Source organism: Bradyrhizobium sp. WYCCWR15520 (assembly GCF_056174665.1).
This window is the reverse complement of record NZ_JBWBWM010000003.1, coordinates 287,461-309,694: the sequence shown is the minus strand read 5'-3', so window position 1 is coordinate 309,694 and position 22,234 is coordinate 287,461. Positions and strand designations below refer to the sequence as shown.

Annotated in this window: 22 protein-coding genes; 15 read left to right on the top strand and 7 right to left on the bottom strand. The window is 63.0% G+C overall.

Annotated elements, in window-relative coordinates:
• Positions 1–21 precede the first annotated feature (21 nt).
• From AC0QUY_RS05095 to AC0QUY_RS05080, 4 genes are all read left to right on the top strand, one after another.
• The gene (locus AC0QUY_RS05095; RefSeq protein WP_161852291.1) at positions 22–822 is read left to right on the top strand and encodes an AraC family transcriptional regulator; all 801 of its coding nucleotides are present in this window, start codon (positions 22–24) and stop codon (positions 820–822) included.
• A 118-nt stretch (positions 823–940) separates the two neighbouring features.
• A complete protein-coding gene (locus AC0QUY_RS05090; protein ID WP_475386022.1) occupies positions 941–2,293 on the top strand; it encodes a malonyl-CoA decarboxylase in 1,353 nt (450 codons plus the stop codon).
• A 43-nt stretch (positions 2,294–2,336) separates the two neighbouring features.
• On the top strand, positions 2,337–3,539 hold the full coding sequence (locus AC0QUY_RS05085) for a DUF418 domain-containing protein (protein WP_161852289.1): 1,203 nt from the start codon (positions 2,337–2,339) through the stop codon (positions 3,537–3,539).
• The gene (locus tag AC0QUY_RS05080; protein ID WP_161852288.1) at positions 3,536–3,967 is read left to right on the top strand and encodes a GNAT family N-acetyltransferase; all 432 of its coding nucleotides are present in this window, start codon (positions 3,536–3,538) and stop codon (positions 3,965–3,967) included. Before AC0QUY_RS05085 ends, AC0QUY_RS05080 begins: the two co-directional genes overlap by 4 nt.
• Before the next feature lie 30 nt (positions 3,968–3,997).
• Here the strand turns inward: AC0QUY_RS05080 and serA are convergent, their stop codons facing one another.
• The 7 genes from serA to AC0QUY_RS05045 all read right to left on the bottom strand — a co-directional run bounded on the left by serA (position 3,998) and on the right by AC0QUY_RS05045 (position 10,175).
• Positions 3,998–5,257 carry a phosphoglycerate dehydrogenase gene (gene serA / locus AC0QUY_RS05075; protein WP_161852287.1) on the bottom strand — a complete coding sequence of 420 codons (1,260 nt, stop codon included), beginning with the start codon at positions 5,255–5,257 and terminating at the stop codon, positions 3,998–4,000.
• 93 nt (positions 5,258–5,350) lie between these two features.
• Positions 5,351–5,599 (bottom strand): DUF3297 family protein, encoded by a 249-nt coding sequence (locus tag AC0QUY_RS05070; protein WP_161856436.1) that lies wholly within the window; start codon positions 5,597–5,599, stop codon positions 5,351–5,353.
• 17 nt (positions 5,600–5,616) lie between these two features.
• Entirely contained in the window at positions 5,617–6,093 is a 477-nt protein-coding gene (locus AC0QUY_RS05065) for a glutathione peroxidase (RefSeq protein WP_475386021.1), read from the bottom strand.
• Between the two features lie 11 nt (positions 6,094–6,104).
• Positions 6,105–7,496: an amidase family protein gene (locus tag AC0QUY_RS05060; protein WP_475386020.1), complete on the bottom strand. Its 1,392-nt coding sequence runs from the start codon at positions 7,494–7,496 to the stop codon at positions 6,105–6,107.
• Positions 7,497–7,687: 191 nt separating this feature from the next.
• Complete coding sequence (locus AC0QUY_RS05055) at positions 7,688–8,254, bottom strand: c-type cytochrome (protein WP_475386019.1); 567 nt, start codon at positions 8,252–8,254, stop codon at positions 7,688–7,690.
• Positions 8,255–8,373: 119 nt separating this feature from the next.
• Positions 8,374–9,729, bottom strand: coding sequence for a PQQ-dependent sugar dehydrogenase (locus AC0QUY_RS05050; protein ID WP_475386018.1), 1,356 nt, complete (start codon positions 9,727–9,729; stop codon positions 8,374–8,376).
• Between the two features lie 188 nt (positions 9,730–9,917).
• Complete coding sequence (locus tag AC0QUY_RS05045; RefSeq protein WP_065752821.1) at positions 9,918–10,175, bottom strand: DUF6894 family protein; 258 nt, start codon at positions 10,173–10,175, stop codon at positions 9,918–9,920.
• 315 nt (positions 10,176–10,490) lie between these two features.
• On the opposite strand from AC0QUY_RS05045, the gene pqqA reads away from it, so the two are divergent.
• From pqqA to AC0QUY_RS04990, 11 genes are all read left to right on the top strand, one after another.
• Positions 10,491–10,571, top strand: coding sequence for a pyrroloquinoline quinone precursor peptide PqqA (gene pqqA / locus AC0QUY_RS05040; protein WP_057835625.1), 81 nt, complete (start codon positions 10,491–10,493; stop codon positions 10,569–10,571).
• Positions 10,572–10,715: 144 nt separating this feature from the next.
• Positions 10,716–11,645: a pyrroloquinoline quinone biosynthesis protein PqqB gene (gene pqqB, locus AC0QUY_RS05035; protein ID WP_475386017.1), complete on the top strand. Its 930-nt coding sequence runs from the start codon at positions 10,716–10,718 to the stop codon at positions 11,643–11,645.
• Between the two features lie 20 nt (positions 11,646–11,665).
• Positions 11,666–12,421 (top strand): pyrroloquinoline-quinone synthase PqqC, encoded by a 756-nt coding sequence (gene pqqC, locus AC0QUY_RS05030; RefSeq protein WP_161856434.1) that lies wholly within the window; start codon positions 11,666–11,668, stop codon positions 12,419–12,421.
• Positions 12,422–12,427: 6 nt separating this feature from the next.
• Positions 12,428–12,739 (top strand): pyrroloquinoline quinone biosynthesis peptide chaperone PqqD, encoded by a 312-nt coding sequence (gene pqqD / locus AC0QUY_RS05025; RefSeq protein WP_475386016.1) that lies wholly within the window; start codon positions 12,428–12,430, stop codon positions 12,737–12,739.
• Positions 12,736–13,944 carry a pyrroloquinoline quinone biosynthesis protein PqqE gene (gene pqqE / locus AC0QUY_RS05020; RefSeq protein ID WP_475386015.1) on the top strand — a complete coding sequence of 403 codons (1,209 nt, stop codon included), beginning with the start codon at positions 12,736–12,738 and terminating at the stop codon, positions 13,942–13,944. The genes pqqD and pqqE overlap by 4 nt, the downstream gene beginning before the upstream one ends.
• Positions 13,934–14,920: a prolyl aminopeptidase gene (gene pip / locus AC0QUY_RS05015; RefSeq protein ID WP_475386014.1), complete on the top strand. Its 987-nt coding sequence runs from the start codon at positions 13,934–13,936 to the stop codon at positions 14,918–14,920. The genes pqqE and pip overlap by 11 nt, the downstream gene beginning before the upstream one ends.
• Positions 14,921–14,931: 11 nt before the next feature.
• Positions 14,932–15,594 (top strand): hypothetical protein, encoded by a 663-nt coding sequence (locus tag AC0QUY_RS05010; protein WP_475386013.1) that lies wholly within the window; start codon positions 14,932–14,934, stop codon positions 15,592–15,594.
• A 450-nt stretch (positions 15,595–16,044) separates the two neighbouring features.
• Entirely contained in the window at positions 16,045–17,244 is a 1,200-nt protein-coding gene (chrA, locus tag AC0QUY_RS05005; RefSeq protein ID WP_475386012.1) for a chromate efflux transporter, read from the top strand.
• 258 nt (positions 17,245–17,502) lie between these two features.
• Positions 17,503–19,302 carry an FAD-dependent oxidoreductase gene (locus AC0QUY_RS05000; protein WP_475386011.1) on the top strand — a complete coding sequence of 600 codons (1,800 nt, stop codon included), beginning with the start codon at positions 17,503–17,505 and terminating at the stop codon, positions 19,300–19,302.
• Positions 19,272–21,122, top strand: a complete 1,851-nt coding sequence (locus AC0QUY_RS04995) for a 2-oxoacid:acceptor oxidoreductase subunit alpha (protein ID WP_475386010.1) — start codon at positions 19,272–19,274, stop codon at positions 21,120–21,122. The genes AC0QUY_RS05000 and AC0QUY_RS04995 overlap by 31 nt, the downstream gene beginning before the upstream one ends.
• Entirely contained in the window at positions 21,119–22,174 is a 1,056-nt protein-coding gene (locus AC0QUY_RS04990) for a 2-oxoacid:ferredoxin oxidoreductase subunit beta (RefSeq protein WP_475386009.1), read from the top strand. The genes AC0QUY_RS04995 and AC0QUY_RS04990 overlap by 4 nt, the downstream gene beginning before the upstream one ends.
• The last annotated feature ends 60 nt before the right edge of the window (positions 22,175–22,234 follow it).

Below are 22,234 nucleotides of genomic sequence, written 5' to 3'. Positions count from 1 at the left end.
TGTCCTGACGGGATGTCGCCAATGAATATCGCCGAAAAGCCAATTGCCGCCATTATCGGGCGCCTCACCTCGACCGGCGACGGCATCCACATGATCGCCAACAGCTACAAGAAGGGCTTCCGGATCCACACCCACATGCACCGCGAGGCGCAGCTCGTCTATGCGGCCAAGGGGACGATGCAGGTGACGACGCCGAAAGGCCGCTGGCTGGTGCCGCCGGACCGCGCTGTGTGGGTTCCGGCGCTATCGGAACATGCGATCGACGTGCTGGCCGATATCGAGATGCGGACACTTTATTTCGAACTCGACTGGCTGCAGCGCGAAGTGCGCAGCCACAGTCTCGATGCGGAATTCGTGGTGCGGGTGTCGCCGCTCCTGCACCAGACCATCCTCGCTTTGTTCGACGATCGCGGCGACCGCGAACGGACCGAGCTTCTGTTGCGGCTGGTCATGATGGAGCTCGACCAGGCGGAGGATTCGGCCACCTTCATCCCGCTGCCACATGAGCCGCGCTGCCGGCGCGCCGCCGACATCGTGCTCGCGGACGTGACCGGCGACCATGAAATCGAAACGCTGGCGCGCCAGGTCGGCACCTCGGCGCGGACGCTGTCGCGGCTGTTCTCAGCAGAAACCCAATTGAGCTTCAAGAGCTGGTGCCAGCGTGCCCGGATTGCAGCCGCCATCGAGAGGCTGTCGACGGAGGCCGGGGTCTCGGTCAAGCAGCTCGCCTCGGATCTGGGCTACGCCAGCGTGCCTGCGTTTTCCCATGCCTTCCGGCAGGTTACCGGCAAAACCCCGACGGAATTTGCCGGCAAGGAGTGAGTAATCCCTTTGCGGAGGCATGACATATTTCCGTACGGTCCATGCGCTTGATTGTGATCGGCACCGCCCTAAATTCTGTATAAGATTCCGGCACCCTCACTGGATTCGACTTAACCGCATGGCCAACGCCTTTTTCTCCGACCTTCTCGCGACGATCTCAGAACGTGGCCGAACGCTGCTGCGCAGGGGCGAGCCGTCGGTCGCCCGCCAGGACTCGTCCGAACTGCTTGAACTCTGCGAGGCGCTGCTGTCGGGCCGCGGCGAAGCGTCAGCCACCGCGCTCGCGCGCGACGTGCTCGATCGCTACCACGATCTCGACGCCGCCGGCCGGCTGACCTTCTTCGAAACGCTGGCCCGCGACTTCGGACCCGACCGCGAAAAACTGTCGCAGGCGATCGAAAGTTGGCGCAGCCAGCCGAACGACAGCGATGCCAGCGACCTTCACTTTGCTTCCGAGCCGCGGCGGCAGGAATTGATCCGCCGGCTCAACCGTGCGCCCGGCGGCACCAGCGACCTGGTGGCGATGCGCGCCGACCTGCTTGCCCTGATGAAGGGCAACAAGGATCTGGCCGCGCTCGACCGTGACGTGGTGCATCTGCTGTCTTCTTGGTTCAACAGGGGATTTCTCGTGCTGCGCAGGATTGATTGGTCGACGCCGGCCAATATTCTGGAACAGATCATTCGCTATGAGGCCGTGCACGAAATCCGCGACTGGGCCGACCTGCGCCGCCGCATCGACCCGGTCGACCGCCGCTGCTACGCCTTCTTCCATCCCCAACTCAACGACGAACCGCTGATCTTCGTCGAGGTCGCGCTGACCGAGACAATTCCAACCGCGATTGCGCCGCTACTCGCAGCCGAGCGTCAGCCGGTGCCGATCGATCGCGCCCGCACGGCCGTGTTCTATTCGATCTCGAACACGCAGAAGGGGCTTGGCGGCATTTCCTTCGGCAGCTTCCTGATCAAGCAGGTGGCCGAGGAATTGCGGCGCGAATTGCCCAAGCTCGATACGTTCATCACGCTGTCGCCGGTGCCGGGCTTCATGCAATGGCTGAAAAAGGGCGACGACGTTCCGCTCAACGACGAGGAGCGGACGCTGCTCGAGGCCCTCGACAAGCCGGACTGGTTCGAGGATGCGGAACTGACGGCGCAATTGCGCGCCGTGCTGGAGCCCTTGGCGGCGCATTATTTCCTCAAAGCCCGCACCTCAAAAGGCCGGCTGGTCGATTCGGTCGCCCGCTTCCACATCGGCAACGGCGCGCGGCTGGAAAAGATCGACTGGCTTGGCGACCTCTCGCCGAAGGGCCTGCGCGAATCCGCCAGCATCATGGTCAACTACCTCTACCGGCTCGAGGACATCGAGAAGAACCACGAGGCCTACGCCAACCAGGGCGAAATCGCCGCCTCCGGCGCGGTGAAGAAACTGCTCAAGAGCGAGGGGCGGCGGCTGCTGGATATGCGGCTGTCGTAGCCGGCGCGCATCCTGCGCCGGTCTCAACTGGAATTCATCACGCATGGCTTCTGACGGCCTCACGCCGGCCAGCGATCAAGGCGTCACGGGACAGCAGCCGAAGCCGACCGATCCTGCGCGGCGCATCGACGCCATCGATGCCTTGCGCGGTATTGCCCTGTTCGGCGTTCTCGCCATCAATCTCGTGATGGGATTCCGCGTTTCCATCTTTGAGCAGTTTCTGTCCGCCAAGTCCGCTGCATCACCGGTCGACCGCGTCGTCGAAACGATCCTGATTCTTGGCATCGACATGAAGGCATTCGCGCTGTTCTCGATGCTGTTCGGCGCGGGCCTTGCCATTCAGTTCGAGCGGCTTTCTGCGAGTCCGCGACGCGCGCGCCTTCTCATACGCCGGCTGGCGGTGCTGCTCGCGATCGGCCTGCTTCATCTGTGCCTGATCTGGTATGGCGACATCCTGACAGAATATGCGCTGGCCGGATTAATCGTGCTGCCGTTTCTGTGGGGACCGCGCTGGCTGCTGGCGTGCGGCGCGCTCTCGTTCCTGGCGCTGTATCTTTTGATGCAGGCCTACCCGCCGGCGGGACTGTTCCCCGCCACGGCGACGATCGCAAGCGCGGTCGCCGAGGAAAATCGCGTCTATGCAACCGGCGGATTCGCGGACGCGCTGGCCTTGCGGCTCCGCGAGCTTCCTCTGATCCTGCCCCTACATGTCTATATTTTTCCGCGCACGATCGGGCTGTTTCTTCTTGGAGCTTACGTCTGGCGCACAGGCCTCCTGCGAACTCCGCGTCAAGGCCTCATGTTCTCGATCGCGGCCGTAGGAATTGTCCTCGGCGCGACCCTGACCATCCTCAGCCATGTCAGGGGCCTCTTGTTCAGTGATGCCTCCGGCACCATCCTGCTGGCGCTGGGTTATGCCGCCGCCATCATCGGCATCGCCAATCTCAAGAGCGGAAAGATGTTGCTCGGCTGGGCTGCGCCCCTGGGGCGCATGGCCTTCACCAGCTACCTCGCGCAATCCCTAATCTTCGGCTGGATTTTTTACGGGTACGGCCTCGGTCTATTCGGCCGCCTCGGCGCCGCCAGCGCGCTGGCCATCGGCATCGCCGTCTACGTCGGACAGGTGTTGTTCAGCGCGTGGTGGCTGCGCCGCTATCGGTACGGCCCTGTCGAATGGCTGTGGCGTACGTTGATGTATGGTGTACGACAGCCGATGCTGCATTCACCAATTGAGGCGGTGCGATGACGATAGACTGGACCGACGACCGGGCGGGCGTGGACTGGCAGGAGCTGGAGGCCCTCTATCGGGCCGCGCCGCTCGGCAACAAGAATGCGGACGATCTCGAAGTGGTGTTCGGCAACAGCATGTTCTGCTGCTTTGCCCGCGACAATGGCCGGCTGGTGGGCGCCGGCCGCGTCCTGGCTGACGGACGCGACTGCGCCTATCTCTGCGACGTAGCGGTCCTGCCGAGCCATCAGGGAACTGGTCTCGGCAAACAGATCATCGAGCGCCTGCTCGCCAAATCGCAAGGGCACACGAAGATCATCCTTTACTCGGTGGTCGGCCGCGAGCCGCTCTACGCCAAATTCGGCTTCCTGCGGATGAAGACCGCAATGGCGATTTTCAGGAACCGGCAAGCGGCGATCGACAAGGGGCTGGTGTCCGAGAACTGATCGTAACAGGCTGCCGGCAAGGAATTCGTTTCAGGTCTTGTACTCATAGAGCAACCGGGCCCGAATGGTGCCTTCCAGCGCCCGGATATCCGCGAGCACGCGCTGGCCGTCGGCGGCCGACGCGTCGACATCAAGCACCACGTAGCCGACGTCGTGGGCGGTCTCGTAGTATTGCGCGGCGATGTTGACGGCATGACGCGCCAGCACTTCGTTTAAACGCCCGAGCATACCCGGCAGGTTACGCTGCACCTGAATGAAACGCGTGCCTAACGGCCGCGGCGGCAATTGAACCTGCGGGAAGTTGACGGCGCCCATGGTCGAGCCGGAATCGCTGTATTCGACCAGCTTGCGCGCGACTTCGGCGCCGATGCGCTCCTGCGCCTCCTCGGTCGAGCCGCCGATGTGCGGCGTCAGTATGACGTTCTCCAGTCCCTGCAGCGGCGAGACGAAACGCTCGACGTTCGAGCGCGGCTCGACCGGAAAGACGTCGACTGCGGCGCCGCGAAGCCTGTTTTCGCGCAGCGCCTCGGCAAGCGCTTCGAGGTCCACGACGGTGCCGCGGCTGTTGTTGATGAAATAAGCTCCCTGCTTGATCGCGCGAATCTCGTCGCGCCCGATCATCCCGTGCGTGGCGGGAGTTTCCGGCACATGCAGGCTCACGACGTCGCTTTGTGCCAGGAGCTCATGCAGGCTCGCGGTCGGCTCGGTGTTGCCGTGACGAAGCCTGTCGGTGTGATCATAGAAGATCACCCGCATGCCCATCGCTTCCGCAAGGTTGGAGAGCTGCGAGCCGATATTGCCGTAACCGATGATGCCGAGCGTTTTGCCCCTCACCTCGTAGCTGTCGTTGGCCGACTTGTCCCAACGTCCTTCATGGGCGGCGTTGGAGCGCGCGACGATCCGGCGCAGCAGGATGACGATCTCGCCGATCACGAGTTCTGCCACGCTCCGCGTGTTGGAGAACGGCGCGTTGAATACCGGAATCCCGCTCCGGCGCGCGGCATCGAGGTCCACCTGGTTGGTGCCGACACTGAAACATCCGACCGCGATCAGCCGGTCCGCGGCGTCAAGAACATCCGTGGTGATTTGCGTGCGCGAGCGGATGCCAAGCAGATGCACGCCCTTGATGGCCTCCTTCAGCGCATCGCCCTCGAGCGCCTTGGGCAGGCGCGTCATGTTGGAATAGCCGGCAGCCTCGATCATCTGCACGGCGCTGTCGTTGACACCTTCAAGGAGCAAGACGCGGATCTTGTCCTTCGCAAGCGAGAGTTGGGGAAGCGTGTTGGCCAAGATCGCGGCGCTTTCGTTGAATGGTCTATCTATTCGTCATGCCCGGGATTTCCTTGATTGTCCCGGGGCATGTGGTGCGAAAAGTGCATCCCATCAGGACTTCGGCTTGTCGCGGAAATACGGCTCGACCGGGCCGTGCACCTTGATGGTCAGCGGGTTGCCGTAACGATCCTTGGCGTTCCCGGCGGTGACGCGTACCCAGCCTTCGCTGATGCAGTATTCCTCGACATTGGTCTTCTCGACGCCCTTGAAGCGAATGCCGACATCGCGCGCGAGGATCTCGGCATTGTAATACGGGCTGTTCGGATCGACCGAGAGACGGTCGGGGAATTGGTCGTTCATCGCTTTGTTGGTCTCGTTCACAGCAGTGCCTCGATATCTTTTTTTAATCCCTCGGGGATGGCGGTGGGCGCGTAACGCCCGACCACCCCACCCGACCGGTCGACCAGGAATTTGGTGAAATTCCATTTGATCGACGAACCCAGCAATCCCGATTTCGCGTTCTTCAGATGGTTGAACAACGGATGCGCCTGGCTGCCGTTGACGTCGATCTTGGCGAACATCGGAAACGTCACGTCATACTTGCTCGTGCAGAACTCCTCGATCTGTTTGGCGTCACCCGGCTCCTGGCCGCCGAACTGGTTGCAGGGAAAGCCGAGCACCGCAAAGCCACGCGGCGCGAATTCACGATGCAGCTGCTCCAGCCCTCTATATTGCGGCGTGAATCCGCAGGCACTCGCGGTGTTGACGATCAGGAGCGCCTGCCCCTCAAACCGCTTCAGCGGAACCTCTTCGCCGGCGAGCGACTGCGCCGTAAAATCATAAACGCCTGGCATGGTCCTCTCTATCAGCCGGCGGGCTCGATCGCCGCCGAGGGCGTTCCCCCGGCTTCCACCGCCTCGCCCGCGGCGAGACACAGATCTTCGCGATACCGCCCGGAAACCAGTTGCACGCCGACCGGAATGCGTCCGACCAGCCCGGTGGAGACCGTTAGCCCGGGAAGCCCCATGAAGGGAATGGCGATCTGCGGCAATTGCGCATGCCAGACGCGCGCGAACGACGCATCGTCCTTGCGGTCGAGCTGATCGGGGAACGGCAATTCGCCGGATACCGGCATCAGCAGCACGGCATAGTTTTCGAAGAACGCCAGCCATTCCCGCGTCAGCGTCGCGCGCCGTGTCAGTGCCTTCGACAGATCGAATGGATGCACTTTTGCGCGGTTGCCGCGCAGGCACGCGAGCGCACCGGGATCGCCCTCGCGTTCGGCCGCTTCCAGTTGCGCCTCATAACCATCGCCGAGCCAGAGCTTTGTTTGCAGATCGGCCGGCTCGCGCAGCGGCGGCGTGTTCGCGATCTCCTCGACGATCCAGCCGGCACGTTCGAGCCGCTTGCCGGCGTCGGCGACCGCGGCCTTCACTTCGGGCACGGGATCGAGCCCATCCGGATTGAGACACATCGCGACGCGCTTAGGCATCGCCGGCCCCTCCAGCGGCGCCGGCACCCACCAGGGATCGCGATAATCTTTCGCCGACATCGCCGCCAGCGCGATCCTGATGTCACCGATGGTGCGGGCCAGCGGGCCGGAGACGGCGCTGATCTGCGGCCCAATCGGGCGGTCGGGCAGCGCCGCGTTGAACGCGGCGATGCGCCCCATGGTCGGGCGCAGGCCATGCACGCCGCAGGCGTAAGCCGGATAGCGGATCGAGCCCGCGATGTCGGTGCCGTGAGCAATATGTCCGATGCCGGCCGCGACTGCCGCCCCCGCGCCGCCGGACGAGCCACCCGGCGTGATCGAGGGATCGCGCGGGTTCTTGGTGTCGCCATGGATGAGGTTGGTGGTGAACCAGCGATAGGAAAACGCCGGGCAATTGGTACGTCCCAGAATGACGGCGCCGGCTTTGCGCAGATTGTCGATCACCGGGCTGTTGCTCTTCGCAATGGTATCCCGCTGCAGCTTCAGCCCGTTGGTGGTGGCAAAGCCCTCCTGATCGATATTGACCTTTACCGTGACAGGCACGCCGCCGAGGGGACCTGTGTCTTCGCCGCGGTCGATGGCGGCATCGATGGCGGAAGCCTGAGCAAGAACGTCCTCGGGCCTGTGGTCGACCACGGCATTGATTTTGGGATTGACGGCGTCGAGCCGCGACAGCGCCGCGGTCGCCGCTTCCCTGGCCGAGACTTTCTTCGACCTGATCAGCGAGGCCATTTCCGCAGCCGACAGACGCCATAGATCCTGCATGCAAAACTCCGTTTGATAGCCGCCCTTTTAGAGCGTTTTCAAGCGAAGTGGAAACCGGTTCGCGTCAAGAAAACGCGTCAAATCAAAAATCACCGCCCAGCGCAGGGCAATGCCAGCGGGAGGCAATGGCAGGGCGCGCACTCCTCTCCCCGCGAAGGGTCGGGAGAGGGAGGGCAAAGGCGGTGCCAGAGCTAGCGCATATGGGCGATGTAATAGGCGAGATCGGCGATCTGCGCTGCCGCGATCGGCGCCATCACGTCAGCCATGCTCGCATCATAGCCGCGGCGGCTGTTGTCCTTGTACTCGGCAAGCGTCTTGGCGAGATAATCTTCGCGCTGGTTGGCGATGCGCGGGACGTTTTCCTTCCCCGACAGATCAGGGTTATGGCAGGTGTCGCAGCGGTGCTGCTGCACCAGCGCCTGGCCACGCTGCATCCGCGCCAGATCGCCATTTTCGCCTGGCGGCTCAGGCTTCGGCATTTTGGCGATGAAGTCCGAGAACAGGCGAAGATCGTCGTCGGTCAGCGCCTTTGCCATCTCGTTCATCGGCTCGAAGACGCGCAGCTTCTCGCGGAACATGAAGAGCTGGATCAGCGTGTAAGGCGCCTGCTGGCCGCCGAGCGAGGGCGTGTTTTCGGTTTCGGACTGGCCCTTTTCGCCGTGACAGGCAAGGCAGGGCGCGATGCGCTGTTCGATGGTTTCGGCGGACACAGATGTTGCAATCACCGCAAACACAAGTGCTGTTATTGTTTTTTGCATCAGCCGACTCCGGATACTCCCGTCATTGCGAGGAGCGACAGCACGAAGCAATCCATGTCTCCGCAAGTGGCGGAATGGATTGCTTCGCTTCGCTCGCAATGACGGTTGTTGCTGATCTACTACGACTTCCCCGCCACCTTCTGCTTGCCGTGGGTGATGCGGTAGACGGCGCCGTTCCAGTCGTCGGAGACCAGCAGCGAGCCGTCCTTCATCTGCAGCACGTCGACCGGCCGGCCTATATATTTGTTGTCTTCCAGGAAGCCGGTGAGGAACGGCTCCATCGACTTCATCGTGCCGTCCTTGTTCAGCTTGGCGATGACGACATCACCGCCGACTTTCCTGGAGCGGTTCCAGGAGCCGTGCCGGGCGATGATGGCCACGTTCTTGTAGGTCTTCGGGAACATGCTGCCGGTGTAGAACCGCATGCCGAGCGCTGCGGAATGCGGGCCCAGCAGGCCGACCGGGGCGGTGTAGTCGCTGCAGGATTTACCCCAGCCGAATTCGGGGTCGAGGATGTTGCCCTGCAGGCAGTACGGCGTGCCGAAATGTTCGCCGACCTTGGTGATACGGTTCAGTTCGTCCTCGGGCACGTCTTCCGACATCCAGTCGCGCCCATTGTCGGTGAAGTAGAGCTGCTTGGTCTCCGGATGCCAGTCGAAACCGACGGTGTTGCGGACGCCGCGGGCGATCACTTCCGCGCCGGAGCCGTCGAGGTTCATCCGCCTGATGAGGGCGTGTTCGTCGCTGTTCAGCACGTTGTTGCCGGGCTGGCCGACCGGAACGTAGAGCTTGTTGTCGGGACCGATGCCGATGAACTTCCAGCCATGGGCTTCGTCCTTGGGCAGCTTGTCGAAGATCACCGTCGGCTTCGGCGGGTTGTCCAGGTTGTCCTCGACCTTCTCGATCTTGGAGACCTTCGACAGTTCGGCGATGTAGAGCGTGCCATCCTTGAACGCGATGCCGTTCGGACGGTAGAGGCCGGACGCCAGCACCTTGACCTCGCGTTTGCCGTCCTTGTTGACGATGGCATAGACCTTGTCGACCAGGCGGCTGCCGACGAACACCGTGCCCTTGTCGCCGAGCGCGAGCGAGCGGGCGTTCGCCATGCCGGCGGCATAAACCTCGACGTTGAAGCCGGCCGGGACCTTAAGCTTGGCCGTCGGCAATTTGTCCGGCGCCGCCGGTATGGGCGGCGGCGCATTCGGCGCAAGCTTGGCGGCAGCCTCGTTGCCGGCGGGACGGCCAATCAACGGCGAGCCGGGCGGAAGTGGCGCAGCGGCAGCCGGCGCGGCGGCGGTCGATGGTGCAGCGGCCGGGGGCGCAGCAGGCTGTTGGGCGGCTGCGGGCTGCGCGGCGGGCTGCTGCGCAGCAGCGGGCGGGTCGGCCGCCTGCTGGGCGGCGGCGCCGAGCGTGAATGCAGTCAAGAAGGCACCAGACAGCAGCAGGCTGCGCGGCACCGACAGATAGTTCATCATGGGCGTTCTCCCTGGCGGAAAGCCCTTCTCTTCGCGCGGGCGTCGTTTGATGCCGGCGCCGGAGGCTTTACCGGCCGGCACTCTCCGATATTTTTCCGCCAGTGTGCAATCGGAAAACTTCGCGCTTTGAGGTTGCACCGCCACAACGAATGCTGCGCAAGCTCCGGCACCCGTCGGTTGCGCGATCGTCAGTGCCGGGTGATGGAGCCGCCGGGTGCATCGAGGATCGCTTCCGCGAACGGAAACTCCAGCACGATCTCGCCATCGTCGTCGGTGACTTCGATGGTGGCGCTGAGAAGCGCTCCCTCGGCGCCATCCGTCTTGAGCAGTTCCCGGATCATGGCTCGCGCCATTTCCCAGGCGCGATCGGGATCGACAAGCACTTCGCCGTCGGGATCGGAAATCAGCTCATCGCCGATACGGGTGTTGAAATAATATCTCGGCATTGGCTGAAACCTGATTCCGTTAAGGCCCCGCCACCGGAGGCCGCCACTGTCTCACGCTGTCTCACAAGTTCCTTGTCCGGAGCCGGCAGCGCTCCGTTCTTCCAGAATTGGCCATTCGCGGCGCTGCGAACAACCGCGAAACGCTTGATCCCACGTTGATTTGACCGGAACGCCCCGCACAACCCCGTGAAACCTCTTTGCAGCGCAGCATAACAATTAGGGGTTCCGGGAAAAAGATTTAACTGGCGAACTTTTTGATCCGCATTACCTTCAGAGCATGGGCGGTGTTCGTCCGGTAGCAAAAGGAGAGGCTAAATGGCCTGGAAAGCGCCGAAAATCGTCGAAGTGCCGGTCGGCATGGAAATCAACATGTATATGTGCGCCACCCGGAAGTAAGCGGTAGCGCGTATCATTTCTCACGCAGGTGGATTTGCGGGCATGACGCATCCCCGATCGCGGGGCTGTGTCTGAGCCCGGGGTCCACCTCGTGGTGTTTGTATTAGTTCGCATCTTCGAGTTTGAATCTCCAGGAGACGGATCATGCTTCGCGTCGTCGTCCTGGGCGCCGCGGCGGGTGGCGGCGTTCCGCAGTGGAACTGCGGTTGTGCGGTGTGCACGAAGGCACGGAACGAAAATCAGGAATTGCAGAGCACCCAGGCCTCGATCGCGGTCAGCACCGACGGCGAGCACTGGTATCTCGTCAACGCTTCCCCCGACCTGCGCCAGCAATTGATCGCGACGCCGCAGCTTCATCCCAAGGCCGGACAGCTCAGGCACAGCCCGATCGCCGGCGTGATCCTGACCAATGGCGAAATCGACGCGGTAGCGGGGCTATTGTCGATGCGCGAGGGTTCGCCGTTTACGCTATATGCGCATGAGCGGGTGCTTGCGATTTTGCGATCCAACAGCATCTTTAACGTGCTGGGCGAAAACAACGTGAAGCGGCGGCCGGTTGAGGTCGACAAGCCATTCGAGCCCACCCTGCCCGACGGCTCGCCATCAGGCATGGAAATCCTTCCCTTCGCGGTTCCCGGCAAGGGCGCGTGGTATCTCGAAGGCAAGGCGCATCCAGCGGGTGGCGATGCCGCGGGCGATACGCTGGGCTTGCGGATTCTGGACAAGGCCAGCGGCAAGTACTTCTATTTCCTGGCCGCCTGCGCTGACGTGACCGACGATCTCAAGTCGCGCCTTTCGGGCGCCGCGCTGGTGTTCTTCGATGGCACGGTGTGGCGCGACGATGAATTGATCGTGCAGGGCCTCGGCACCAAGACGGGACACAGCATGGGCCATATTTCGATGTCGGGCGAGCATGGCGCGATCGAGAGCCTCGCCGGCCTCGACATCGGCCGCAAGGTGTTCTTGCATATCAACAACTCGAATCCTGCTCTGCTCGCCGGCTCGGACGAACGCAAAATCCTGGAACAGGCGGGCTGGCACATCCCCGCCGACGGAACGGAGATCACGCTGTGAATGTCGTGCCTACCAGCGGAATGACTGCGCTCTCGATCGGTAAGGGCCTTACGCTCAATAGCGCCGAGGAACTGGAGGCGACGCTCCGCCACATCGGCGCGACGCGCTATCACAGCCTGCACCCGTTCCATCGGCTGTTGCACGGCGGCAAGCTCAACAAGGGCCAAGTGCAGGCCTGGGCGCTGAACCGCTATTATTACCAGAGCACGATCCCGCTGAAGGATGCGATGGTAATCTCCCGGTTCCGCGACCGAGCGACCCGGGTCGAGTGGCGCCATCGCATCGAGGATCACGATGGCGACGTGGGCAGCGAAGGCGGCATCGAGCGCTGGCTGAAGCTGACGGAGGGTCTCGGGCTCGACAGTGCCTACGTGGAATCGACCGAGGGCATCCTGCCGGCAACGCGGTTTGCCGTGGAAGCCTATGTGCATTTCTGTCGCGACAAGACGCCGCTGGAAGCGATCGCCTCCTCGCTGACGGAACTGTTCGCGCCGAACCTGCATGAAGAGCGCATCTCCGGAATGCTGCAGCACTATGATTTCGTCAATCCTGACATCATGAGCTATTTCAGCCGCCGGCTGGCGCAGGCGCCACGCGATGCCGGTTTTGCGCTGGAATATGTCAAGGCGCACGCGAAGACGCCGGCGGAGCGCGAGTTGGTCTGCAACGCGCTGATCTTCAAGACCAATGTGCTATGGGTTCAGCTCGATGCGCTGTATCATGCCTATGTCGAGGGCCACATACCGCCCGGTGCGTTCGTGCCCAAGGGAGACTAGCGACCGATGGCTTTGAGCCGCAACATCAGTGTCAGCGAGGCGAGCCGGCCAAAATTGCCGCGGCACGCCAAGCTGAAATTCGATGACACGCGGCAGGTATGGGTGATCCTGGCGCCGGAGCGGGTGCTGGCGCCGGACGAGATCGCGGTCGAGGTGCTGCAGCTTTGCGACGGCGTGCGCAGCGTCGCCGAGATGATTGACCGGCTCGCCGCCAAATACGCCGCGCCGCGCGAGGCGATTTTGACCGATGTCATCGCGATGCTGCAGGACCTCGCCGACAAGGGTTTTTTGACCGAAGCGCGTGAGAAGACGTCATGAGCGACATTCTCGCAGATGGCAAGACAGCCGGCGCCGCGCCCAGTGACGGGCTCGCGGTACTCGAGCAGAAGCGGTCGACCGCAGAGACGTTCGGCATTCCGCTTGCCGTGCTCGCCGAGCTGACGCACCGCTGCCCGCTGCAATGTCCCTATTGCTCCAACCCGGTCGAGCTCGACCGTGCGGGCGCTGAACTGACCACTGAGGAATGGAAGAAGGTCTTGAGCGAGCTCGCCGAAATCGGCGTGCTGCAGATCCATTTCTCCGGCGGCGAACCGACCGCGCGCAAAGACCTAGTGGAACTGGTGCAGCATGCCACCGACGTCGGCCTGTACAGCAACCTCATTACATCCGCGGTACTGCTGACCAAGGAGAAACTTTCAGCGCTCGCCGATGCCGGGCTCTGCCATGTGCAGATCAGTTTCCAGGGCAACGAGCCCGTCGTGGCCGACCGCGTCGCCGGATTGAAGAATTCGCATGAGAAGAAGATCGAAGCGGCGAAATGGACGCGCGAGCTTGAGTTGCCGCTGACGGTCAACGCCGTCATGCACCGCCAGAACCTGCATCAGCTCTCCGACATCATCCAGATGGCGGTCGATCTCGACGCCGACCGGCTCGAAGTCGCCAACGTCCAGTATTACGGCTGGGCGCTGAAGAACCGCGCCGCGCTGATGCCGACGCTCGAACAAATCGAGGAGACCAGCCGGATCGTCGAGGAAGCCGCGACGCGGCTGAAGGGCATTCTCGCCATCGACTATGTGGTGCCGGATTATTACGCGCTGCGGCCGAAGAAATGCATGGGCGGCTGGGGCCGGCAATTCTTCAACATTTCGCCGGCGGGCAAGGTCCTCCCCTGCCACGCCGCAGAGAGCATTACCGGGCTGGAATTCGAATCCGTCCGCTCGAACCATTCGATCGCCTGGATCTGGCAGAACTCCGAAGCCTTCAATCGCTATCGCGGCACCGGCTGGATGCCCGAGCCGTGCAAGAGCTGCGAATTCCGCGAGATCGATTTCGGCGGCTGCCGCTGCCAGGCGTTTGCGCTGACAGGCGACGCCGGCAATACCGACCCGGCCTGCACGCTGTCGCCGATGCACGAGCAGATCTTCAAGCAGGCCGAACGCGAGGCCGCCGCGCACCAGGACCGCTTCCTCTATCGCAATTTCGCCGGCGGCACGCTGGAGACGGAAGGCGAGCATGGCGCCTGACGCCGACGCCGGAAAATCCATCAAGCGCGCCGATCCGTTTGCACCGCTGACGTCGGAGCAGCTTGCGGTCAGCGACGGTCACGACATCTATGTCGAAAGCATCGGCTGCGCGAGCGGCATTCCCGCGGTCTATCTGCATGGCGGGCCTGGCAGCGGCTGCCAGCCGGACCACCGCCGGCTGTTCGATCCCGAACGTTTCCATGCGGTGCTGTTCGACCAGCGCGGCGCCGGCCGCAGCCGTCCCAAGGGAAGCCGCGAAGCCAATACGTTGCCCCATCTGATTGCGGATATGGAGGCGATCCGCGAAAAATTCGGCTTCGAGCGCTGGATGATCGTCGGCGGCTCCTGGGGCGCGACACTGGCGCTGGCTTATGCAGAGGCCCATCCCGGCCGCGTCACCGGCATCGTGCTGCGCGCCACCTTCCTCGGCACAACAGAGGAAATCGAGAACGGATTTCTCAAGGTTCTGCCGCGGTTCCATCCGGGACTCTACGAGGACTTCCTGAGCGTGCTGCCGGAAGGCGAACGCGCACAACCGCTGCAGGCCTATTTCCGCAGGATCCTCGATTCCAGTCCTGACGTGCATATTCCAGCAGCGCGGGCCTGGGGCGAAACCGAACGTATCCTTTCCGAACACACGCCGCACCGCACCCGCCTCGATTTCACGGCGCTCAATTCGTCAAAGGGCATGCCGGCCACGCCGTTCATGGAAGCGCATTACTTCGCCAACGACTGCTTCATGCAGCCGAACCAGTTGTTGCGCGAGGTGGAAAGGCTCGCCGGAATCCCCGGCATCATCGTGCAGGGCCGCTACGACCTGCTGTGTCCGCCCGCGACTTCGCACGCCCTCGCGGCCGTCTGGCGCGAGGCCGAAATCCGCTTTGTCGAGGGCGCCGGCCACACGCTGTACGATCCCGGCGTCCGCGACGCCGTGATGAAGGCGATCGCCGACATGGCGTCCCGAACCAGCAAATAGGAAACAAAAGAATGCCGATGGCGGGGAAAGGCATGCTGCTGACGTCGATGAACGTCGACGCTGCCGATGAAGCCGAATTCAATCGCTGGTACGACCGCGAACATCTCGAGGAGCGCGTTGCGATCGAAGGTTTTCTCGAAGCGCGCCGTTATGTCGCCCATGACGGCAATCCGAAATATCTCAGCCTCTATTCCACCGAAACGTTTGAGGTGCTGGACAGCCCGGCCTATCGCACCGCGCTGGCGAACCAGACGGCGTGGTCGAAAGCCAACATCGCCCGTTTCCAGAACATGATCCGCGCGGTCGCGCGCATCACGATCAGCCGGGGCACCGGCCGTGGCGCGGCGCTCGGCATCGTCAGGCTCAGGCCGTCGGGCGGCGAGAACAAATTGCGCGCCGCGCTGAGCGAGCAGCTCGATCCCGCGCAGCTCGACGGGATCATTTCGCTGCACCTGATTGAGAGCGACCCGGCGCTGTCGAAGCCGATCACCGATGATCCATCCACGCCCAATCCCGGCGCCGGCGACTGGTTCGTGCTGATCGATGCCACGGACGTCGGCGCGCTGCCGGCGGCCATGCTGCGCTTCAGTGGCAATATCGCATTGAAGCCGCTGACGATCTCGAACGGCATCTACCGGCTGATGTGGGATCTGGCGAAGAGCGATATCGGCTAGGCGCCCCCCGCAGCTTCCGACGCTCGCGCGCAGCTTGGGCCGCCATCCGAACCGGCTGGCGCGGCCCTGACCCAGCGCTGCACCGGCTGTTCGACGTCCGGAGCGGGAACCGAACAGGGCCGCCAACGCGCAAACCACCGTGAAGGTGCTGTTAACGTGATGTCGGGTAAAGCGGTACCTGAGACTAGCCTTCTCGCAAGACTTGCTCGTTTCAGAGCGGGTCCACACGACCAGCGCTTGCGTCAGGCGGCTTCGATTCCTCCTCGCCTAATGATTGAAGGCCCTGAGAAGGCAGATGAGAGCTTCCATCGAAGTCTCTAACATCGCTCTCAATTGTGTCGCTAATGTTCTCCATGAAGATGTCCTCCAATGCCTTGATAAAGGTCGCCCCAGCCGGTTGGTGAGGTTGTCGGTTCCCGGTATCCTCAGCTGACACTGGAGTTGCATTGCATGGCGGAAAAGCCAGCGCGCAGTATCGCCGAGATTTTCGCCGCCTTCCTCAAGCTCGGCCTCACGTCGTTCGGCGGGCCGATCGCGCATCTCGGTTATTTCAGAACCGAATTCGTCGAGCGGCGGAAATGGCTGAGCGAAAGCAGCTTTGCCGACATCGTTGCGCTGTGCCAGTTCCTGCCGGGGCCCGCGTCCAGCCAAGTGGGCTTCACGCTCGGCATCTTTCGCGGCAACGGCCTGCTCGGCGGATTGGCGGCATGGTTCGCCTTTACCATGCCCTCCGCCGTCATCATGTTCGCCTTTGCGCTCGGCGCGACGGTCTTCACCGGCCCGTTCGCCGAGGGCGTGCTGCACGGGCTCAAGCTTGTTGCGGTCGCCGTGGTCGCGCAGGCGATCTGGGGCATGGCCAGGAGTCTCACGCCGGACCGTGAGCGCGCCGCCATCGCGCTTGCGGCTGTTGCGATCGTGGTCTTCATCGGCGGTTCGCTTGGCCAGATCGGCGCCATCGCCCTTGGCGCAGCGGCTGGACTGTGGCTGTGCCGTGGAGAAGGACCCGCGCCAACCGGCCATCTCGGATTTTCCGTATCGCCCGGCGTTGGCGTCGTCGCGCTCGTGCTGTTCGCGGTGCTGTTCCTGGTCACGCCGCTGGTGACGGCAAGGACCGGCTCGCAGGGCCTCGCCCTGTTCGACGCATTTTACCGTTCCGGCGCGCTAGTGTTCGGCGGCGGACATGTTGTGCTGCCGCTGCTGCAGGCGGAAGTGGTGACGCCGGGCTGGGTCAGCAACGCGGACTTCCTCGCCGGCTATGGCATGGCGCAAGCCGTGCCCGGACCACTATTCACCTTTGCGGCCTATCTCGGCGCTGTCACGGGCCCCGCTCCCAATGGCCTCGCCGGCGCAGTGATTGCGCTGATCGCGTTGTCGCTACCGGGGCTGCTGCTGGTCTACGGCATGCTGCCGTTCTGGGACGCCTTGCGCCAGCGTCCCACCGCACAGGCCGCGATGCGCGGCACCAATGCCGCCGTCGTCGGCATCCTCGGCGCCGCGCTCTACAATCCGGTCTGGACCAGCGCCGTGCTCACCCCGCGCGATTTCGCGGTGGCGCTTGCGGGCTTCCTGCTGCTGACAGTGTGGAAGCTGCCGCCATGGATCGTTGTCGTTATTCTTGCGGTGGCTGGTGCCTTGCTGCGGCTGATCTGACGCCTGCCTGTTCATTCGGCATTGAATCAAAAAAGCTGCACTGCACATGCTGCAGTGCCGCATCAACACTGCGACGCTAAGTCCACGTCTCCATGCAAACGCAGGCGGGAGATCGCGCAAAATTGCCTTTGTGCCGCGTCTGGAATGGCTCTAATAAGATAAGCCTATGATCCAATTCAAAAACCGAAAGAACGTCCGCTAAGCGTTCCATAAGCAAAATAAGGCCGCGTTCCGGTTGTTGGCGCGGACAAGGTAGGAATGAAACCGACTGATATCTCGGCGCCAGACTACTTTCACAAGGTGGTCGATTGCCAATGGGCCTGCCCCGCACACACACCGGTTCCCGAATATATCCGTTTGATTGCCGAGGGGCGTTATAGCGACGCCTATATGATCAACTGGCAATCGAATGTGTTTCCTGGAATTCTGGGACGCACCTGCGATCGTCCATGCGAACCGGCGTGCCGACGCGGCCGCGTCGAGGATAATCCGGTCGCGATCTGCCGCCTGAAGCGCGTCGCCGCCGACTTCAAGGACGACATCAAGCACCGTTTGCCGAAGCCGGTCGCGAAGAACGGCAAGCGCATCGCGCTGGTCGGCTGCGGTCCCGCCTCGCTCACGGTGGCGCGCGACCTGGCGCCGCTCGGCTATCACTGCACCGTGTTCGATTCCGACCCGAAGGCGGGCGGCATGATGCGGAGCCAGATCCCGAAATTCCGTCTGCCCGATACGGTGATCGACGAGGAGACCGGCTACATCCTGGGCCTCGGCGTCGAGTTCAAGGGCGGTCACCGCGTCGACAGCCTGAAGAAGCTGCTCGCTGAAAACTACGACGCGATCTTCATCGGCTCCGGCGCGCCGCGCGGCCGCGAACTCGATATCCCCGGCCGCAAGGAGGCGGCTAGCAACATCCACATCGGCATCGAATGGCTGGCGTCGGTCTCGTTCGGCCATGTCGAGAAGATCGGCCGCCGCGTGATCGTGCTCGGCGGCGGCAACACCGCAATGGATTGCTGCCGCACCGCGCGCCGGCTCGGCGGCGAGGACGTGAAAGTGATCGTCCGCTCCGGCTTCGAGGAAATGAAGGCGAGCCCCTGGGAGAAGGAAGACGCCATTCATGAGGATATTCCGATCCTCAACTACATGGTGCCGGTCGCGTTCAAGCATGTGAACGGCAAGCTGATCGGCGTCACCTTCCAGAAGGTGAAAGCCGAATACGACGCCAAGGGCCGCCGCAACCTGGTGCCCTCGGGCGAACCGAACCAGACCATTCCCTGCGACGACGTGCTGGTCGCGGTCGGCCAGGAGAACGCCTTCCCCTGGATCGAGCGCGACTGCGGCATCGAGTTCGACAAGTGGAACATGCCGCAGGTCGATCCCAAGACGTTTGCGTCGACCAATCCAAAGGTGTTCTTCGGCGGCGACGCCGCGTTCGGCCCGAAGAACATCATTTGGGCAGTGGCGCACGGCCATGATGCCGCGCTGTCGATCCACAAGATGATCTCGGGCGAGGACATCAACGAGCGCCCGCTGCCCGAGGTGCACGTCACCTCGCAGAAGATGGGCATCCACGAGTGGAGCTACGACAACGACATCTCCGGCGACAAGCGCTTCAAGGTGCCGCATCGCGACAAGGTGATCGCACTGAAGGACATCAAGACCGAAGTCGAGCTCGGCTATGACGTCAAGCTCGCGCTCGGCGAGGCGCAGCGCTGCCTGAACTGCGATGTGCAGACCATATTCTCGGCGCCGGCCTGCATCGAATGCGACGCCTGCGTCGACATCTGCCCGATGGACTGCATCACGTTCACAGAGAACGGCGAGGAAGTGGACCTGCGGCAGCGGCTGAAAGCCCCCTCGCCGCGTCACGACCAGGCGCTCTACGTCGCCGAAGGGCTCAAGACCGGCCGCGTCATGGTGAAGGACGAGGACGTCTGCCTGCATTGTGGGCTGTGTGCCGAGCGCTGCCCGACCGGCGCCTGGGACATGCAAAAGTACCTCATCGATATGACTTACGCGGGACCAACATGCCAAACCAAAGCCCGATCAGCAGCGTAAACGACTTCGTCGTCCGCTTCGCCAACGTCAACGGCTCGGGTTCGGCGAGCGCCAACGAACTGTTCGCGCGCTCGATCCTGCGCCACGGCGTGCCGGTCTCTCCGCGCAATATCTTCCCTTCCAACATCCAGGGCCTGCCGACCTGGTACGAGGTGCGCGTCACCGAAGCGGGTCATCTCGGCGCCCGCGGCGGCGTCGACCTGATGGTGGCGATGAACCCGCAGACCTGGGACAAGGACGTCGCCTCGATCGAGCCCGGCGGCTATCTGTTCTACGATTCGACCAAGCCGATCCCATCGTCGAAATTCCGCGCCGACATCAACGTCATCGGCGTGCCGCTGACCGCGATCACCAACTCGACCTACACCGATCCGCGCCAGCGCCAGCTGTTCAAGAACATCATCTATCTCGGCGCGCTCTGCGCACTGCTCGACATGGACCCGAAGCTGGTCGAGCAACTGATCGGCGAACAGTACAAGGGCAAGGAGAAGCTGTTGTCGTCGAACGTCCATGCGCTGCATCTCGGCCGCGACTGGGCGCTGCAGAACCTGAAATGCCCGATCGGACTGCAGGTGAAAAAATCAGACAAAGTCGGCGACCGCATCTTCATCGAGGGCAACAGCGCGGCCGCGCTCGGCGCCGTCTATGGCGGCGCCACTGTCTGCGCCTGGTATCCAATCACGCCGTCATCGTCAGTGGCGGAGGCCTTCACGAGCCACTGCAAGAAGCTGCGGCACGACCCCGAGACCGGCAAGGCGAAGTACGCGATCGTCCAGGGCGAGGATGAACTCGCTTCCATCGGCATCGTGATCGGCGCCTCCTGGAACGGCGCACGTGCCTTTACCGCGACCTCGGGTCCCGGCATTTCCCTGATGACCGAGTTCATCGGCCTGTCGTATTTTGCGGAAATTCCGGCCGTGATCATGAACATCCAGCGCGCCGGCCCTTCCACGGGCATGCCGACGCGCACCCAGCAATGCGACATCATCGCCTGCGCCTATGCTTCGCATGGCGATACCAAGCATGTCCTGCTGTTTCCGGAAGATCCGGCTGAAGCGTTCGAGTTCGCGGCGCAGTCGTTCGATCTCGCCGACCGGCTGCAGACCATGATTTTCCTGATGCTCGATCTCGACATCGGCATGAACCATCGGCTGTGCCGCCCGCTGAAGTGGGACGACGCCCGGCAGTATGATCGCGGCAAGGTGATGACGGCGGAAATGCTCGACGAACCGGGCCGCGATTTCGGCCGCTATCTCGACGTCGACGGCGACGGCATCCCCTACCGCACCTATCCGGGCACGCATCCGACCAAGGGCTCGTTCTTCACCCGCGGCACCTCGCGCGACCGCTATGCCCGCTATTCGGAGGAAGGCGCTGTTTATGCCGACAACATGCAGCGGCTGGTGCGCAAGTTCGAGACCGCGCAGGACATGGTGCCACGGCCGTTGCAGGCCAACGCCGCCAGGCCGACCAAGTACGGCGTGATCTATTTCGGCTCGACCGCGCCGGCGATGGACGAAGCGATCGGGTTATTGGAAGCGCGCGGGCACCAGCTCGACCGCATGCGCATTCGTGCCTTCCCGTTCCACTCCAGTGTGGCGAGCTTCATCGCCGATCATGATTTCGTGTACGTGGTCGAGCAGAACCGCGACGCCCAGTTGCGGCAGTTGATCGTCAACGAGAACGGCATCGATCCGGTCCGGCTGGTGCCGATCCTTCACTATGACGGCACGCCGATCACCGCGCGCTTCATCGCCAACGCCATCGGCGACCATCAGGACCATCTGAAGGTGACCCCTCTCCGCAAGGCCGTGTCATGACCTACATTGCAAAGCCCAAGTTTCATCATCCCGGCCTGCCCAAGAACGCGCTCGGCTATACGCACCGCGACTACGAGGGCAAAATCTCGACGCTGTGCGCCGGCTGCGGCCACGACTCGATCACCGCCTCGATCATCGAGGCCTGCTACGACCTTTCGATCGAACCGCACCGGGTGGCCAAGATTTCCGGCATCGGCTGCTCGTCGAAGACGCCGGATTATTTCCTCGGCAATTCGCACGGCTTCAACTCGGTGCATGGTCGCATGCCGTCGGTGCTGACCGGCGCCAACCTCGCCAACCGCGACCTGATCTATCTCGGCGTCTCCGGCGACGGCGACAGTGCCTCGATCGGCTTCGGCCAGTTCGCGCATTCGATCCGGCGCGCCGTCAACATGACCTATATCGTCGAGAACAACGGCGTGTACGGCCTGACCAAGGGCCAGTTCTCGGCGACCGCTGACCGCGGCTCCAAGTCCAAAAAGGGTGTGATAAACACCGATAACGCCATCGACCTGGTGGCGATCGCGCTGCAGTTAGGCGCGAGCTTCGTGGCGCGCAGCTTCTCCGGCGACAAGAGCCAGTTGGTGCCGCTGATCGCAGCCGCGATCCGGCACAAGGGCGCGGCCTTCATCGACGTCATCAGCCCCTGCATCGCGTTCAACAACCACGCCGGCTCGACCAAGAGTTTTGACTATGTCCGCGAACACAATGACGCGGTGAACCGGCTCGACGTGCTTACCGGCCGCGATCCGATCACGGTCGAGTATGCACCGGGCACGGTGCAGATGGTCGAGCAGCATGACGGCACGCGGCTGGCGCTACGCAAGATCGATGCCGATTATGACGCCAACGACCGGTTGGCGGCCATGACCTTCCTGCAGAAGCACGCCGCCAAGGGCCAGGTGGTCACCGGGTTGCTCTATGTCGATCCGGATGCGGAAGACCTGCACACCCATCTCGACACCGTCGAGACGCCGCTCAATACGCTGGAAGCCAAGGACCTGTGCCCCGGCACGACGGCGCTGGAAAAGATCAACGCCAGCCTGCGGTAGCCATAGCGTTTTCGAGCGACATGGACCCCGGTTCGCGTGAAGAAAACGCGTCAAAAACAA